The organism is Mageeibacillus indolicus UPII9-5 (genome assembly GCF_000025225.2).
GTDB classification, from domain to species: Bacteria; Bacillota; Clostridia; order Saccharofermentanales; family Fastidiosipilaceae; genus Mageeibacillus; species Mageeibacillus indolicus.
In genome coordinates this window covers 21,087-35,792 of sequence record NC_013895.2, presented here as the reverse complement: position 1 = coordinate 35,792, position 14,706 = coordinate 21,087, and the positions used below count along the sequence as shown (strand labels likewise).

General features: G+C 42.4%; 11 protein-coding genes and 1 tRNA gene. 3 read left to right on the top strand and 9 right to left on the bottom strand.

Going from position 1 to position 14,706, the window contains the following annotated elements:
• The first annotated feature begins 9 nt into the window (after positions 1–9).
• The 3 genes from HMPREF0868_RS00160 (at position 10) to HMPREF0868_RS00150 (ending at position 4,071) form a co-directional block, all read left to right on the top strand.
• Complete coding sequence (locus tag HMPREF0868_RS00160; RefSeq protein ID WP_012992674.1) at positions 10–1,269, top strand: MFS transporter; 1,260 nt, start codon at positions 10–12, stop codon at positions 1,267–1,269.
• Between the two features lie 153 nt (positions 1,270–1,422).
• Complete coding sequence (locus HMPREF0868_RS00155) at positions 1,423–2,532, top strand: hypothetical protein (protein ID WP_012992673.1); 1,110 nt, start codon at positions 1,423–1,425, stop codon at positions 2,530–2,532.
• 423 nt (positions 2,533–2,955) lie between these two features.
• Positions 2,956–4,071 carry a hypothetical protein gene (locus HMPREF0868_RS00150; protein ID WP_012992671.1) on the top strand — a complete coding sequence of 372 codons (1,116 nt, stop codon included), beginning with the start codon at positions 2,956–2,958 and terminating at the stop codon, positions 4,069–4,071.
• A gap of 130 nt (positions 4,072–4,201) precedes the next feature.
• On the opposite strand, the gene HMPREF0868_RS00145 is transcribed toward HMPREF0868_RS00150, so the two are convergent.
• The 9 genes from HMPREF0868_RS00145 to HMPREF0868_RS00105 form a co-directional block, all read right to left on the bottom strand.
• Entirely contained in the window at positions 4,202–6,112 is a 1,911-nt protein-coding gene (locus HMPREF0868_RS00145; RefSeq protein ID WP_012992670.1) for a M13-type metalloendopeptidase, read from the bottom strand.
• Positions 6,113–6,269: 157 nt separating this feature from the next.
• A tRNA-Val gene (locus HMPREF0868_RS00140) sits at positions 6,270–6,346 on the bottom strand.
• A gap of 59 nt (positions 6,347–6,405) precedes the next feature.
• A complete protein-coding gene (locus tag HMPREF0868_RS00135; protein ID WP_041705644.1) occupies positions 6,406–7,770 on the bottom strand; it encodes a sensor histidine kinase in 1,365 nt (454 codons plus the stop codon).
• A gap of 16 nt (positions 7,771–7,786) precedes the next feature.
• Entirely contained in the window at positions 7,787–8,467 is a 681-nt protein-coding gene (locus HMPREF0868_RS00130; RefSeq protein ID WP_012992666.1) for a response regulator transcription factor, read from the bottom strand.
• 3 nt (positions 8,468–8,470) lie between these two features.
• The gene (locus HMPREF0868_RS00125) at positions 8,471–9,415 is read right to left on the bottom strand and encodes a 4Fe-4S binding protein (RefSeq protein WP_012992665.1); all 945 of its coding nucleotides are present in this window, start codon (positions 9,413–9,415) and stop codon (positions 8,471–8,473) included.
• Positions 9,408–9,593, bottom strand: coding sequence for a CD1871A family CXXC motif-containing protein (locus HMPREF0868_RS00120; RefSeq protein ID WP_012992664.1), 186 nt, complete (start codon positions 9,591–9,593; stop codon positions 9,408–9,410). The genes HMPREF0868_RS00125 and HMPREF0868_RS00120 overlap by 8 nt, the downstream gene beginning before the upstream one ends.
• Positions 9,594–9,652: 59 nt before the next feature.
• Positions 9,653–10,888, bottom strand: a complete 1,236-nt coding sequence (locus HMPREF0868_RS00115; RefSeq protein WP_012992663.1) for a TlpA family protein disulfide reductase — start codon at positions 10,886–10,888, stop codon at positions 9,653–9,655.
• Between the two features lie 108 nt (positions 10,889–10,996).
• Positions 10,997–12,733 (bottom strand): ATP-binding cassette domain-containing protein, encoded by a 1,737-nt coding sequence (locus tag HMPREF0868_RS00110; RefSeq protein WP_034573450.1) that lies wholly within the window; start codon positions 12,731–12,733, stop codon positions 10,997–10,999.
• The gene (locus tag HMPREF0868_RS00105; RefSeq protein ID WP_157667958.1) at positions 12,693–14,399 is read right to left on the bottom strand and encodes an ATP-binding cassette domain-containing protein; all 1,707 of its coding nucleotides are present in this window, start codon (positions 14,397–14,399) and stop codon (positions 12,693–12,695) included. Before HMPREF0868_RS00105 ends, HMPREF0868_RS00110 begins: the two co-directional genes overlap by 41 nt.
• Between the last annotated feature and the right edge of the window lie 307 nt (positions 14,400–14,706).

The following is a 14,706-nucleotide window of genomic DNA, read 5'->3' as shown; positions in this document are numbered from 1 at the left end:
GAAAAGAAAATGAAACTGACCCAAGAAGAAAAAGCCTGGATTTTAGTTGACTGCGGCAACTCCGCCTATTCCATGGCCATTACAACTGCTCTGTTGCCGGTGATTTTCGGCATGTTCAAGAATGTCAACAGCAGTATGGATCTCGGCTATTTCAACTCGCTAGCCTGCATTCTGGTTGCCCTACTAAGTCCTATTCTCGGGACGATCGCCGATTACAAAAATCAAAAAAAGAAATTCTACGTATTTTTTACATTGCTCGGTGTTTTGACAACCGCCGGCCTCGCCTTCGTCAGCCCCGCTTCCGGCAACTGGCAATTGCTAGTTTTATTGTTCATCATCTCAGCCATCGGCTACGCCGGAGCCAACATTTTTTACGACGCATTTTTGGTCGACGTCACCCCGGATTCACGCATGGATAAAATATCCTCCTACGGCTTTGCTTATGGTTACATCGCCAGCGTCATTCCTTTCGGCATCAGTTTGGCGGTAATCGCAGCTATCGGCATGAGCAAACCGCTCGGTTATCAGATCGGTTTTCTAATCACGGCCATATGGTGGGGTGTGCTTACTTTGCCTATGATGTACCGCGTCAAACAAAAGCACTACATTGAGCCGGAGCCACAGCCGATTTTGAACAGCTTTCGCCGCCTATTTGCCGCTTTCAAAGACATAAAAAAGCACAAAACAGCATTTATCTTCCTCATCGCTTATTTTTTCTATATTGACGGCGTCGATACCATCGTCAAAATGGTCGTTCCTTATGCCACATCCATTATCGGGGAAAATGTCCTCAGCAAAATGACCTTGCTCGGAATCTTGCTGATCATCCAAATCATCGCCTTCCCCTGCGCCATCATCTACGGACGTCTCGCCGAACGGTTTTCAACCCGGTTCATGATCGGGGTCGGCATCGCCACCTATCTCATCGCCTGCGTAGCCGCGTATTTCGTCTCGGCAGTTTGGCATATTTTCGTGCTCGGTGCCTTGATCGCCTCGGCCCAGGGCGGCATCCAAGCCTTGAGCCGTTCATATTTCGCTCGGATCATCCCGAAAGAAAACTCCAACGAATTTTTCGGTTTCTACAACATTTTCGGCAAATTCTCCGCCATCATCGGGCCGGCGATTATGGCCGCCACAACCACGGTGACAGGAAATCCGCGGCTGAGTATCTTTGGCATAATTCCGCTTTTCCTGATCGGCTTGGCTATTTTTGTCCTGTTACCGCAGCCAAAGTCACCCGAGCAGGCGGAAGCACAACTAGATGGCTGATAAAATAGCCGGAAGCGTAAGTAGCCGCCATAAAAACGAAGAATTGTGAACAAATTTTTATAATTATTCCCAAACGCATTGCAAATGCGCCGAGAAGATGATATATTGTGAATATCAAGGGGGGGAACCCCTGAAATTCTAGGAGGAATAATTATGAACAAAGGATTAAAAGTATTGTCAGCCGTATTGACAATGTCCATGGTTCTTGCTTCCGGCGTTTTCGCTGTTGATGCAAATCCAGAATGGACTAAGGATGAGCTCGATCTCCTGAAGAAGGGCGGCTACGGTTTTGCTCTGTCGACCGAAACCAAAGAAGTCAAGAAGGAAGTTCTCTACAAAGAACTCGTTGACGACGATTTCAAAGCCTCACTCAAAGAATATGACAAGGCCCTGGAGGCTGTTGGAAAAGACGCCAAAACCATCCAAGCCTTGGGCGATGCACGTTGCCAAGCTCAGTTCGATCTCGATTCCGCCAACAACCAAATTCTGGCAACTCGTAAGTTCATGGACTTGGCTCAAGGAATTGAACATGTTTCTAAATATGATACGCACCGCTTCCCTTCCAAGGACGGCAAATACGAAAAGCCTGAAATTAGTGAAGTTTATAAAGTGCCGGAAGGTAATTATTTTGCTGCCGACGCCAAGAAACTCAATGATTTGATTAAAGAAAACAAAAAATTTACTAAAATGACTGCTGAAGAGTTAAATCAAGCTCAGTCCTTCTTGGGTGTTCAAGGCGAAAAAAATGGTGATCTTGCTAAAGCAAATTACGAAGAATTGCAAAAAGCGGTTAAGAAGTACGATGCTAAATACTTCGCTTTAGTTGCCAAAGTTGAAGAAGCTTATGGAGGAGAAAATTCTCTCAGAACTTCTGATACTACCGTTTCTGGACTCACCACTAAGGCTAAAGTAGCTACCGCTAAGATCAACCTGATCAACGATTTGGCTGAAAAGTACAAAGTAACCCTGCGTGCTTGCTCCTTAGCCGACTACACCGCTAAAGCATCCGGCAAAGCCGCTGCTAAGAAAGATGCTGCTAAGAAAGACGATGTCCCGAACACCGCTTCTTACTTCACCATCTATGTACCGACCTGTGAATTTGCTGCTCCTGCTGTAAAATACTACGGTGCTGCTCAAGTTTACGAAAAAGCTCTTCGTCGTCCTTTGGTTTGCAAGAAAGTTGAAACCAAGACAGTTGAAGTTCCGAGATTCACCTTTGATGAACTCACCGCTTACGACGTAGCTTGCTGCTGCTGCAAATAAGAGTTTCCACTCTTATTAACGCTTACAGCGACATACGAAAGCCGACTCCCATGAAAATGGGAATCGGCTTTTTCTTATTCCGGTAAATGTAACAAAATGTAACAGCTGCTGACTATTACCCCGCTCGATAACCGAAGGCACTTACCGAATTCTGACCTGCGCCTCAGGTGCTAAATACATTTTATCGCTCGGCTGCAAATGATAGTACTTTTGGAAAGCCGGCAAAAGCCAAAATCACCCGAGCAGGCGGAAGCACACCTAGATAGAAGATGAAATAGCCTGAAGCGTAAGTAGGTATCACAAAAATGAAAAAATGCGAATATATTTTTATAATTATCCTAAAACTAATTGCAAGTGTGCCAAAAAGATGATATATTGTGAACATCAAAGGGGGAAACCCCTGAAATTCTAGGAGGAATAATTATGAACAAAGGATTAAAAGTATTGTCAGCCGTGTTGACAATGTCCATGGTTCTTGCTTCCGGCGTTTTCGCTGCCAACGATGACTGGAGCAAGGATGAGCTCGATCTCCTGAAGGACTACGGTTTTGCTCTGCCGACCGAAACCAAAGAAGTCAAGAAGGATGTTATCTACAAAGAACTCGTTGACGACGATTTCAAAGCCTCGCTCAAAGAGTACGACAAGGCTTTAAATGCTGTTACTAGTGATGCCAAAACCATTCAAGCATTAGGCGATGCACGTTGCCGAGCACAATTCGATCTCGATTCCGCCAACAATGAAATTCTGGCTACGCCGAAATTGCGTGAACTGGCCGAGGGGATAAAAATTCCGGGAAAAAACTTTTCTTATTATCTACTTAGTAAAGATGGCAAAAGTATAACATCTGGTGCTTTTCTTGTAGAAGGGAAAAAACTTTTAAAGGCGGATTACGAAAAGCTCAAAAATCTGATCGATCAGAATGAAAAAATTCTAGAAGGCAAGCCGGGAGATAATGAAATCGCCGAATGGCTAACAAAAAAATCATCCGTCAAATTCGGCGACCTGGGAGTAGAATTGCAAGGCGAGATCAGAGCAGATCAACTTAAAGCCAACGGGAAAGAAATTGTTGCATTACAAACCAAACTTAACAGTAAAGCATATGCTGGTGTTCTTGAGAAGCTGGCTCTCTATACCGAAAGAAGCTCAGCTGATGGTGTTGTCTCCAAACTCACCACCAAAGCTAAAATAGCTGCCGCCAAGATCAACCTGATCAACGACTTGGCTGAAAAGTACAAAGTAACCCTGCGTGCTTGCTCCTTATGCGACAACACCGCTAAAGTACCTGGCAAAGCCGCTGCTAAGAAAGATGCTGCTAAGAAAGACGATGTCCCGAACACCGCTTCTTACTTCACCATCTATGTACCGACCTGTGAATTTGCTGCTCCTGCTGTAAAATACTACGGTGCTGCTCAAGTTTACGAAAAAGCTCTTCGTCGTCCTTTGGTTTGCAAGAAAGTTGAAACCAAGACTGTTGAAGTTCCGAGATTCACCTTTGATGAAATCACCGCTTACGACGTAGCTTGCTGCTGCTGCAAATAAGAGTTTTCACTCTTATTAACGCTTACAGCGACATACGAAAGCCGACTCCCATGAAAATGGGAATCGGCTTTTTCTTATTCCGGTAAGTGTAACGCTGCTGACTATTACCCCGCTCGATAACCGAAGGCACTTACCAAATCCTGACCTGCGCCTCAGGTGCTAAATACATTTTATCGCTCGGTTGCAAATGATAGTACTTTTGGAAAGCCGGCAAATTTTTCAACTGGACATTACCGCGCAGTTCGCAAGGTGCATGAACGTCGATACTTAAAAGCAATTTGGCATAGGCAAGCGAAGACTTGTGCCGCCAGCCGCGAGCCCAGCTGCTGAAGAAATCAGCCAAATGCTCCGGGTCCTCCGTCATGCAAACCTGATACGCACAGCTCAACCCACCGGCATCGGCAATATTTTCCGAAACCGTCAACTTACCATTGCAAGTGCCGGCCTCCGTGCTCTCACTGTCAAACAGCTTAATCATCGCCTCAGTTTTGGCCCGGAAAGCCGTGTAGTCATTCGGCTGCCACCAGTCATTGAGGTTACCCTTTTCATCGAACTGCGCCCCGTTATTATCAAAAGCGTGCGAAATTTCATGCGCCATTACCGCCCCAATCGCGCCATAATTTGCCGCCTTAGTTGCGGCCAAATCATAGAACGGCGGTTGCAAAATAGCGGCCGGGAAAACAATACAATTAGCTGAAGGACTATAATAAGCATTAACCATATCCGCCGGCATGTGCCACAGATCACGATCAACCGGCCGGGCAAACTCCTCAAGCCCGTAAAGATAAGATATCCGATTAAGGTGCTGCAAAGTCACAAACAATGACGGGCAAGCTTGATCAACCTCAACTTCCAAACGATCATACAACGGCGCAAGCTTATCCGGGTAGCCGACATGCATTTGCAAGTTTTCTAATTTCACCACGGCCTTGTCTCGGGTAGACTCACTCAACCAATCGTTTTGCCGCAAAACCACCGCGTAGTTGGCAATCATTTTTTTTAGCATCGCCAAAACATCAGCTTTCGCCGCCGCCCCAAAATTACGCTGCGCATAATCAAGACCTACCGGACCGGAAAAGTAAGAATGTGCCAAATCATAGGAATATTTTTCAAATGACCGTGCGGCCTTGACCCCAGACAATGCCCGGCTGTAAGCCCCGCCCAAAATGCGAAGATCATCCGTCAACGCGGCTGCCGCGCCCAAAGCTATACGCACCGTTGCCCAGGCTTTAAATGCGGCAAAGTTTTCCGCAGCAAAGATGGCACCGACATTTTCGGTAAAGCGTGGCTCCGTGTCGCTGAGCAAAGTTTCCGAGGTAATGCCATATATTTCTTGCAGCCGTGTCGCAAACGCCCGACAACTTTCCGGTAGTTTTGCCGCATATTCCGCCAACGTCAGCGGATTATACGAATTAACATACTCCGCACTTTCTTCACCCGATTTGGTTGTCGGTGCATAAACCCGATCGAAAGCAATCGTGCCGTCAAGCAATTCCGCAACTTTGCTTTCTTCCAGCCCCAAAGCCTTGAGATAAGCTCCGCTACAGTCGCGGTAAGTTTTTAGCAACTGCTCACCTTGCGGATGATCCGGCTGATAATAAGTACTGTCCGGCAATATCGTTGCGGCCGGCCCGATATAAATCATGTTACAGTCTGAATTTTTCATGTCCGGCGAGACATCCACACTCAAAGGAAAGGGTAAACCGTCTTCTCGGTAAGCCTTAAAGTCGGCCAAAACCTCATCCCAACCGGCGTAACGATCAAGCTTTTTTAAATGCTTCATTAAAGCCGGGACCTCATTCTTAGCTCTCGCTTTTTCATTACGAATCAAAGCCAACAATCTTACATAATTGGCCAAGTGCGGCTTGTCCGCTACCTGTGCCGGGTCAGCCAGCCATTCCGCGGCCTGTGCCAAATTTCTGGCCTCTACTTGGTCATGTAGTTCTACGAAGTTGTTGATGCCCGGACGATCATTCGGTATTTCAGCAGTGTCCAACCAAGTTTGGTTAATATAGCGATAAAAATCATCTTCTAAACGCATTTTTTACCTCCAATGTATTAGTTTTTATTGTAAATGATAATGTATTAGTTTTATTGTAAATGATAAGGCTGAACAAAAACAGCTCAGCGGGCAAAAATTTTCCTTGTATAAAACAATACGGCAACTGACAATTTGCCAATCACCGTACCGCATCTTCTGGTGGGTAGTAATGGACTCGAACCATCGACCCCTTGCGTGTGAAGCAAGTACTCTAACCAGCTGAGCTAACCACCCGACTTTTTTCATTGTAGCACATTTGCTCTGGTTTAGGAATAGCTTTGCGCCAAATCCAATCATCTGCCACAACTTGAGCCTGAGCAAGAGGCGGAAGTGTAGTTGAATCCGGAGTCGGATACGGAAGCATCCGGTATGAAACAGCGGAAAATCGACCCCTTTGGTACATTGTCCACAATAGTGATAGATCCACCCAATCGTTTCACCGCCGCCTCAACAATCGCCAAGCCTATGCCGCTCCCCCCGGTAGCTCGATTACGCGAGCCCTCCACCCGATAAAACATGCCGAAAACCGCTGACTTTTCCGCGTCTGGAATCCCGATCCCATTATCGCGCACCTCAATATTCACCCCGTCCGGTGATGACGTCCTGCCGGCTGAGATTTCGCAAAAACCCCCGCGTGGAGTGTATTTAATCGCGTTATCGACCAAATTGGCTATGATTCTGGCCAAAGCCACCTCGTCAGTACAAATGTTCAATTCTGAACCGGAAGTTGCCCCCGAAGTTTTCAACTCCACCCCTTTCGCGTCAGCCTGCTCACCTCGGTCAACGATAATTTCATCAATCAGAGCATTGACATCAATCAAAGTCTTAGGATGCGTTTCTTCCCGGGTCAACAGCAAAATATCCTCAACCAGTTTATGTAAGCGGATCAGATTACGTCGCAAAATCTCCAGCAATTCGTCCTCGGTTCCCGGAGCTGCCAAAGCTGCCGGGGCCATTGGGGCTGCCGAGTCTGTCGAAACCACTGCGCTTGCCGAGTCCTTCGCAGCGAAAGGATCCGCTGATGCCGCCCGCCGCTTCCTATAGACATCAAGTTTCATCAACAATACAGCCAAAGGCGTGCGAAGTTCATGCGCCACATTGCTGCTGAAACGCTTCTGCTTTTCGTAATCCGCGTATATTTTGTCCAATGCAGATTGAAAACCGGCAGAAAGCTCACGCAACTCATAGCTACCACAAGTCAAAACAAAGTCATCGTGCATCGCGGCGATATTGTTGATATCCACCTGCTCAATTTTACGCGTCAAAACTTTCAGCGGCCGCAAGACCAGGACAATAACCGCCATAAATACCCCACCACCAACGGTAAGTGTTCCAGCCAACACATAGCCGACAAAAAGGCGATATTCAGCCATCGTATTGATCTGCGCTTCCCCAATTATGACCATACTGCTGCCGTCACCACCATTAAACGGCAAATTCACCGCACCCTCACTGATTTTCCGCTCAATTTCTTCATGCATCAAAGCCTGCTTGTACTCAATTAAAGAAATAGCCGTTATTACCATGATGCCAAAAATCAGCAAAGCCGCCGTCAAAAGTTTTACCATAATCGAGCAATTTCGCAACCGCAATAATAGCAGCCGTGGTAGTCGCAACCACGGCCTTTTACGCTCTTTTGCCCCATAACCGTCTTTCATCTTGCCACAACCCCACTCACTCAGTGCCGTCCGCCTCAATTATATAACCGCGCCCAATTTCATTAGTAATGACCACCCTACCGGTTGCCGCCTTCAGCTTCTTGCGCAAAGCCGAAACATGGACTCGCACCGTGTTGCTGAATTCATTCATCCCATCTTCCCACACATGCTCCAACAATTCTTCCTGCGAAACATGACGGCCACGATTCAGCAAAAGATATTCGAGAATACTTAACTCCTTGGATGTCAGCCGCAACTCACCACCGGCACAGCTTACCGCCTTCGTTTTCAAATTAAACGAAAAACCCTGACAAGTTATCAGCAAATCCTCCTGCACCTGCCGCCGCCGCAGCAAAGACCGGATCCGCGCCTCCAGTTCGACAAAATGAAACGGTTTGACCAGATAGTCATTGGCCCCGGTATCCAAGCCGCGCACCAAGTCATCAATATCTGTGCGAGCCGTCAAGATAATCACCCGAATTTCCTTATTTACAGCACGCAGACGCTCCAACAAAGTGAAACCGTCCAAATAGGGCAGATTTATGTCCAAAACAACCAAATCATAGTTGCCTGCCGCAAGCATATCTTCACCCGCCGCGCCATCTGCCGCAGTATCCACCGCATAACCGGAAAGCCGCAGCCCTTCAGCAATACTTTCGCGCAAATCCTGCTCGTCCTCAACAACCAACAGTTTCATCCGTCATTTCCCCGTTACCTCATTTACCGCCGGAGCCGCCGGCAAGCTTATGCCTTTTTCCTGCGCCAAAATATCCTGCACCCGCCAACCGAAGCCGTTGGAAATGGCCCCTGTCGGGCAAACTTTAACACATTGCGCACAACGGATACACTCCAAAGCGTTACAGTTTTGTACTGGATTGCACTGCATCTTGCAAACCCGAGCGCAGGCTCCGCAGTTAATACATTTCGCCTCGTCAAGTCTATATTTAAATATAGAAATAGGGTTAAAGAACGAATACATTGCGCCCAGCGGACAGACATATTTGCAAAACGGTCGATAAATCAGCACCGAACCGATAATCGTCAGTACAAGAATAACATTTTTCCAGGCATAGAGGAAACCTATCGCGCCCCGCATGGATTTGTTCAACAACACCAAGGGCAAACCGCCTTCGAGCGTGCCTACCGGACAGATAAGCTTACAAAACCACGGCGCACCTTGACCAACTATATCCACCAACACCAACGGCAAAATCATCACAAAAACAACCAAGAAAACATATTTTAATTTGCGTAAGAACTTATCACCGCGAAAAGTTTTGATTTTTTTGATGCGTTTGGGCAAAGGAATTTTATGCAGTAGATCCTGAATCAGGCCAAACGGGCAAAGCCACCCACAAACAAATCGCCCCAAAATTGCTCCCACAAAAAACATGAAACCAATAAGATAGTAAGCAAATTTAAAATCGTAATGCCCGATCACCGCTTGCAGCGACCCGATGGGACAAGCCCCTCTGGCCCCGGGACAAGAATAACAATTCATCCCCGGGACACAGAGTTTTTTAAGATTGCCGGTGTAAATTTTGCCGGATACAAAACCCGTAACATAACTGTTCGTCAGGGCCGCCCACAAAATCTGCATCCGATGCCGCGGCCATTCACTCAATTTTTTGTTTTTCCTAGCCAATTCCTATACACTCCATACACACACGGACCGCCTTGGCAAGCACAATTTCCACTTCGCCGCGATATATCCCAAAGCCCATGAATATCAGCCCCAGTACGACAAACGCCACGCCCAAGTACCTCGCTTGACCTATATGACCGATAATTCGCCTCATAATTCGGCCCTTTATGCCGCCCATCATTCGCCTCATGCGTACTGCCCTGGCTTTACACCGTTCCATCTCCCAAGCTGCCATGATTATTTTTTACCTTTAACTTTTGCCAGAGCAGCCTCAATATATTTTTTCCAATCGCCGTAACTATGTGCCCCGCTAATCGGATCCCCGACTACATTGCCATTACGGTCAACCAACAAAGTTTCCGGATAAGAAGTTACGCCCTTGACATAGCCGGCAAACAGCGCGGCATCAGGTTGCAGCAACGGGAAAGAAACCTTCGCCTTCTCCCGAATTTTTTTCGCCAACGCCAAAGCCTTCTCGTCCACCGTAACCTTGCCATCGTTGGCCACACCCTGTACCGTATCCGTTACCAAACCGATAACATTGACCCCTTTACCCTTCATATCTTGATAAAGCTTTTCAAGTTCCGGCAATTCACCGACACAAGCCGTACACCAAGTGGCAAAAACATTTACCAAAGTCAAATCATATTTGCCGAATTCCGCCGCCGTAAATTTTTCGCCATCCAACGTTTTAACGTTCAACTGACTGATCGCATTTTTATCTCCAGCCTGCAAATCAGCCGGATCAACAAACGCGGAGCCAAATTTTTGCGGCATCGGCATCATTTTTTCAATACCTATCGTAGTTTTTTCAAATTCACCGGTTACATCGGCCGGTGCTTTAGAATTCAACACCAAATAATATTTATATTTACCGTCTTCAGTTTTGCCGATTTCCTTAATTTTGTCGCCCTTAGCCACCGCTTTTACATCCGCTTCTTTCATCGAAGCCGCGGCAAATCCGATGCTGCCGATACGTTCCAGTCCGTCCGCCCATTTATCATAGCTGTCGCCGGACAACTCAATCTCTGCATCTTTCTGCTCAGCGGTCATATTGCTCAAGGTCAAAAACGCATATTCCAAATCACCATTTTTGTCCGCTTTTTCGCGCGGCATCAGGGCGACCTTCTTCTGCTCAATCAATTTGTTTATTTTTTCGGGGAAACTCAGTTTCAGCCCGGCGTAAGGGAATTTATACTCAGCCAATTGCGGCATAAGATGCTCCGCCGGTTTAATTTTTTGCGAACCGCCGGCTCCCGGCTGCACGATCTTGGCACTTCCATCGCCGGATTTTTCAATAAGCGTGCTGTCCGCCGCCATAGCCTGATCAACACTTTTTCCGGCTTGCATGCCCTTATCTGACTTGTTAGCGTCCTCGCTTCCAGCTGTGCCGCAGCCAACCGAACTCACGGCCAGGCATCCTGCCAAAACCAGCACCAAAGATTTGTTTAGTTTACCGTTGAATAGTTTCATAAGCCTTCTCCTAACATGATTAATCGTTCATGCTCATAGCTTACCAAAAGCAATATAAAATCCGTGTTAAGAAAAAAGCCCCCCAAAAAAACGCGAATGGACTACAGTCTATCGCGTTAAATTCCTAGCAGCATCGAAAAAATCCCTATAATATGAATTTTCTTTATATAAAGTCAAGTGATCTCCATTGGCATATATGCTTCTATCCTTCAAAACTATAACCTCATCTGAAAAAAGGCAAGATGTTAACCTATGCGACACTATTATGATAGTCCTGCCCGCTCTAAGCTGCTTTATTGCATCATATAATTCTCTTTCACTGTCTATATCTAAAGAAGAAATCGGTTCATCTAATATGACCAAACTACGGTCAAAGTACAATAATCTTATGAAGATCATCTTTTTTATTTCTCCACCGGATAACTCCCTACCGCTATTTCCGTAATCATTTCCAACCTTAATCCCGCTTATATCTTTTTGATCGATTAAAAATCTAAGATCATTAGCCAACTTGTTTACATTATTTTTGCTATATGCAGTATGCAAAGCAATATTTTCACCAATAGTGAAGGAAAACACTTCATTGTTTGACAGATTGTATGAAATATAATTGTCTTTTAGCGTGCTATTTACGCTTATCATTTCCTTATTTTCGCTTTTAATTAAATTCAAAATTAATTTCACAAGGGTTGATTTCCCCTGCCCATTTTCTCCTACAATTGAATAGATTTTATTTTTTGAGAAAGTAAAATTTATATTTTCCAGTATGGGAAAATTCTTGCCATAAGAAAAGTTTAAATTGTTTAATTTGAGGACTTCATTTTCATCCATATTTTCTCTTTTATGAGATAGTTCATCAGGCTTTTTACTTAAAAACTTGAAAAAATCAGCTAATCTTTTAGAGTTATCATCAAGCTCATAAGTAAGACTTGATAAATTTTCAAGCGATAAAAATAAGTTTGATACCATAAAAATTACGCCTAAATTCAGAATGCTTTTTTGGTGTATATATATAATTAGAAATGCAATTATGCCCAAAGCGACTAGAAAATACGCTTGAAATTTTATGCTTAATTTTTTTTGCTGATATTTTTCTAAGTTTTTTATAGTTGGGCTTAGGAACTCACTATATTTTTTCTCAATAAATTCATCTGAATTATTATTCCTAACACTTTTCATTTTGGGAAATTCACTAGATAACAAAGAAAAATAAAAGTCACCAAGCCGATTCCCATGTGTCATAACTTTTTGATATGAAAGATTATCTTCATCTATCTTTTTCAATTTAATATTCAATTTATTTTTCATTACAAGTTGTATGCACGCGAATATAGACACAATTAACATTAAGCCCTTGTCCAATGAAAAATATAAATACACCGTTGAAATCAAAAATACAAAAAACATTTCAAATAGCTCTTCCAAGTTTTTATGTAAAAATATAATTGGCCCTCCATTATATTGTTGGTAATCCTCTAGCAGCTGAGATAAGGTCAACAATTCACCATCACGTGCAAGGTCCTTTGATAATTCTAACCTTTTATTTGACAGCACATTATTATATTTATTTCTCAAATAGTTAGTATCTGTTTTCCTGAAAACTGTGAATATATTTACCAGTGTAGTTAGCAGGCAAAACACTACAAACAGAATTATAACGCTTTGCTTTGTTATTGGATTTTTGCTAAGCATAAATAAAATTATAAATATGAACCAATTTTTTATAACTTTTAGAACAGATAAAATTGCTAAATTTCTTAAAAATTTCCAGTCTAAAGTTTTTATATACCTTATTGCCTTGAAATTAATTTGCAAAAGTTTTTTCCTGGTTTCTATATAATTCATAATACTTGCCTTTCAAATCCATTAGGCTTTTAAAGCTGCCTCTCTCAACAATTTTTCCATTTTCCATAAATACAATTTCATCAAACATTTTGATGTTGCTGGCTTTGTGACTTATAAAAATACCCATTGACTCTTCACCAATATTTTTATACTTGGTAAACAACTCAAGCTCTCTAAAAGGATCTAAATTACTCGAAGGCTCGTCCCAAATAATCATTTTGGTATTTTTATAGATAGACCTGGCTAAATATAGCAGCTGGCTTTCACCCATAGAAAGATCTTTCGCTCCTTCTATATAAAATGAATTTAACGGAGTTTGATTTTCCAAATTGTTTTTCTGCATCACTTCATTAAACGATGATTTAACCAAAGCCTCATTAAAAAGTTTCATATTCATTGCTTTCCCAAACAAAATATTTTCTTTGAGGCTGGCAGGTATTATTATGTCGTCTTGAAAAACGCAAGCAATTAATTCATTAAGGTTAGATATTTCATCTATACTAATCCCATTAATTAGTATCTCTCCCTTTGTTACCTTGTAAAAGCCTAGCAACAGCTTAACTATAGTTGTTTTGCCGCAGCCATTTGAACCGAATATCCCTATTTTCTTGTTATTTTCTAATTTCAGGTTAATGTTTTCCAGAGAAAAGTCCGATCCGCTATAGTGGAAGTATACATTTTTAAACTCTATGCTGTTTAATTTATCAATATAAATTTTCTTAATTTTAGGCTCTGAATTTTCGACAAATTTGAAATAATAGCTGATTTTCTCTATATTATTATTAAGTTCAAAAATGGCGTCGAAAAATTTATTGCTAACAATTAGAAATTGTATCGTAAAAATAAGCACTGTTAGATTGAATGTTGTAATCCCCCATAAAACATAGGTAAATGAAATTAATATTTTACCTAAGTCAGAAAATCCTAATTTTAGAAACATATTTTTTTTAATTGCAGAAAGTTCATTCTTTATACCATTTTCCTCAGCAATATATTTATCCTGGTATAAACCAATAGCGTTGAAATCTTTTAATACAATCGCTTTTTCAAATTGCTTTGCAATCTTCCTTAAATAATTTAAGTTTTTCTCTTTGCCTATAAATGAGTCAATTGTTTTTTTAAGCACATTATTAATATTAAAATTATCAAAAAGTATTACCGCACCCATTAAAATCGAGAATACAATGCTTTTTAAAAAAAAGATTTCATCAAACTTCAAGCTATATATAATTATAGAAATCATGTATACTAACGTATATAAGCAATCTGATATAGATAAATAAATTTTGCTAAATGGGCAAGTAGTAGAATTCGTTGAACTAACAGCCTTAGAAAACAGACTTCTTCCTTCTTTTGACTCAAAAAACTCATAATTTATTTTTATGCAAGCAGAGTAAGACTCCTCTATCCTTTTCATTCTTGAAGAATTCGACGCGTCTATAAGCATTTCTTTTATTAAAATCAATGCATAAGTTATAATAAAATAAATTACTATTATTATCGTTGATATAAGATAGTTGCTTTTCATTATATAAACAGTAATAATTGGCAGTAAAAATAGTTTTATTAAGCTCAGTGCAAAATAAAATGAAGAGTAGATTAACGGGGCTCTATCACCGGTTTTAAATGTTTTTGCAAGAGTAGTTATTCCCTTTAATACATTCATATTTAGGATCATATTCCTCATCGAAAACTGTATTATTGAACGTTTTCCATAGTAATGGCATTATAGAAAGCCACAGCCCCATTCTTTTCCAATGTATACAAAAATTTAGATGGTTTAACAGCTTTCTAAGCACATTTTATCATGCTGCAAAAAAATGTAAATATCTCACTCGTAAATTGAACATAAACTACATAAATTTATTGTAGGTATTGTAAGCCCCCGAGCCACCACAGCACAGTCGGTCAGCCAATTAAGTTTACGACTTTATTTCGCCCCAATATAGTTGTTAGAATGGGAAACGTGAAAT

Excerpts from the sequence above, each read along its gene's own strand:
- HMPREF0868_RS00155 (WP_012992673.1), top strand. The coding sequence starts at position 1,423 with ATGAACAAAGGATTAAAAGTATTGTCAGCCGTATTGACAATGTCCATG.
- HMPREF0868_RS00160 (WP_012992674.1), top strand. The coding sequence starts at position 10 with ATGAAACTGACCCAAGAAGAAAAAGCCTGGATTTTAGTTGACTGCGGC.
- HMPREF0868_RS00110 (WP_034573450.1), bottom strand. The coding sequence starts at position 12,733 with ATGAATTATATAGAAACCAGGAAAAAACTTTTGCAAATTAATTTCAAG.
- HMPREF0868_RS00105 (WP_157667958.1), bottom strand. The coding sequence starts at position 14,399 with ATGAATGTATTAAAGGGAATAACTACTCTTGCAAAAACATTTAAAACC.
- HMPREF0868_RS00135 (WP_041705644.1), bottom strand. The coding sequence starts at position 7,770 with ATGAAAGACGGTTATGGGGCAAAAGAGCGTAAAAGGCCGTGGTTGCGA.
- HMPREF0868_RS00115 (WP_012992663.1), bottom strand. The coding sequence starts at position 10,888 with ATGAAACTATTCAACGGTAAACTAAACAAATCTTTGGTGCTGGTTTTG.
- HMPREF0868_RS00150 (WP_012992671.1), top strand. The coding sequence starts at position 2,956 with ATGAACAAAGGATTAAAAGTATTGTCAGCCGTGTTGACAATGTCCATG.
- HMPREF0868_RS00130 (WP_012992666.1), bottom strand. The coding sequence starts at position 8,467 with ATGAAACTGTTGGTTGTTGAGGACGAGCAGGATTTGCGCGAAAGTATT.
- HMPREF0868_RS00145 (WP_012992670.1), bottom strand. The coding sequence starts at position 6,112 with ATGCGTTTAGAAGATGATTTTTATCGCTATATTAACCAAACTTGGTTG.
- HMPREF0868_RS00120 (WP_012992664.1), bottom strand. The coding sequence starts at position 9,593 with ATGGGCGGCATAAAGGGCCGAATTATGAGGCGAATTATCGGTCATATA.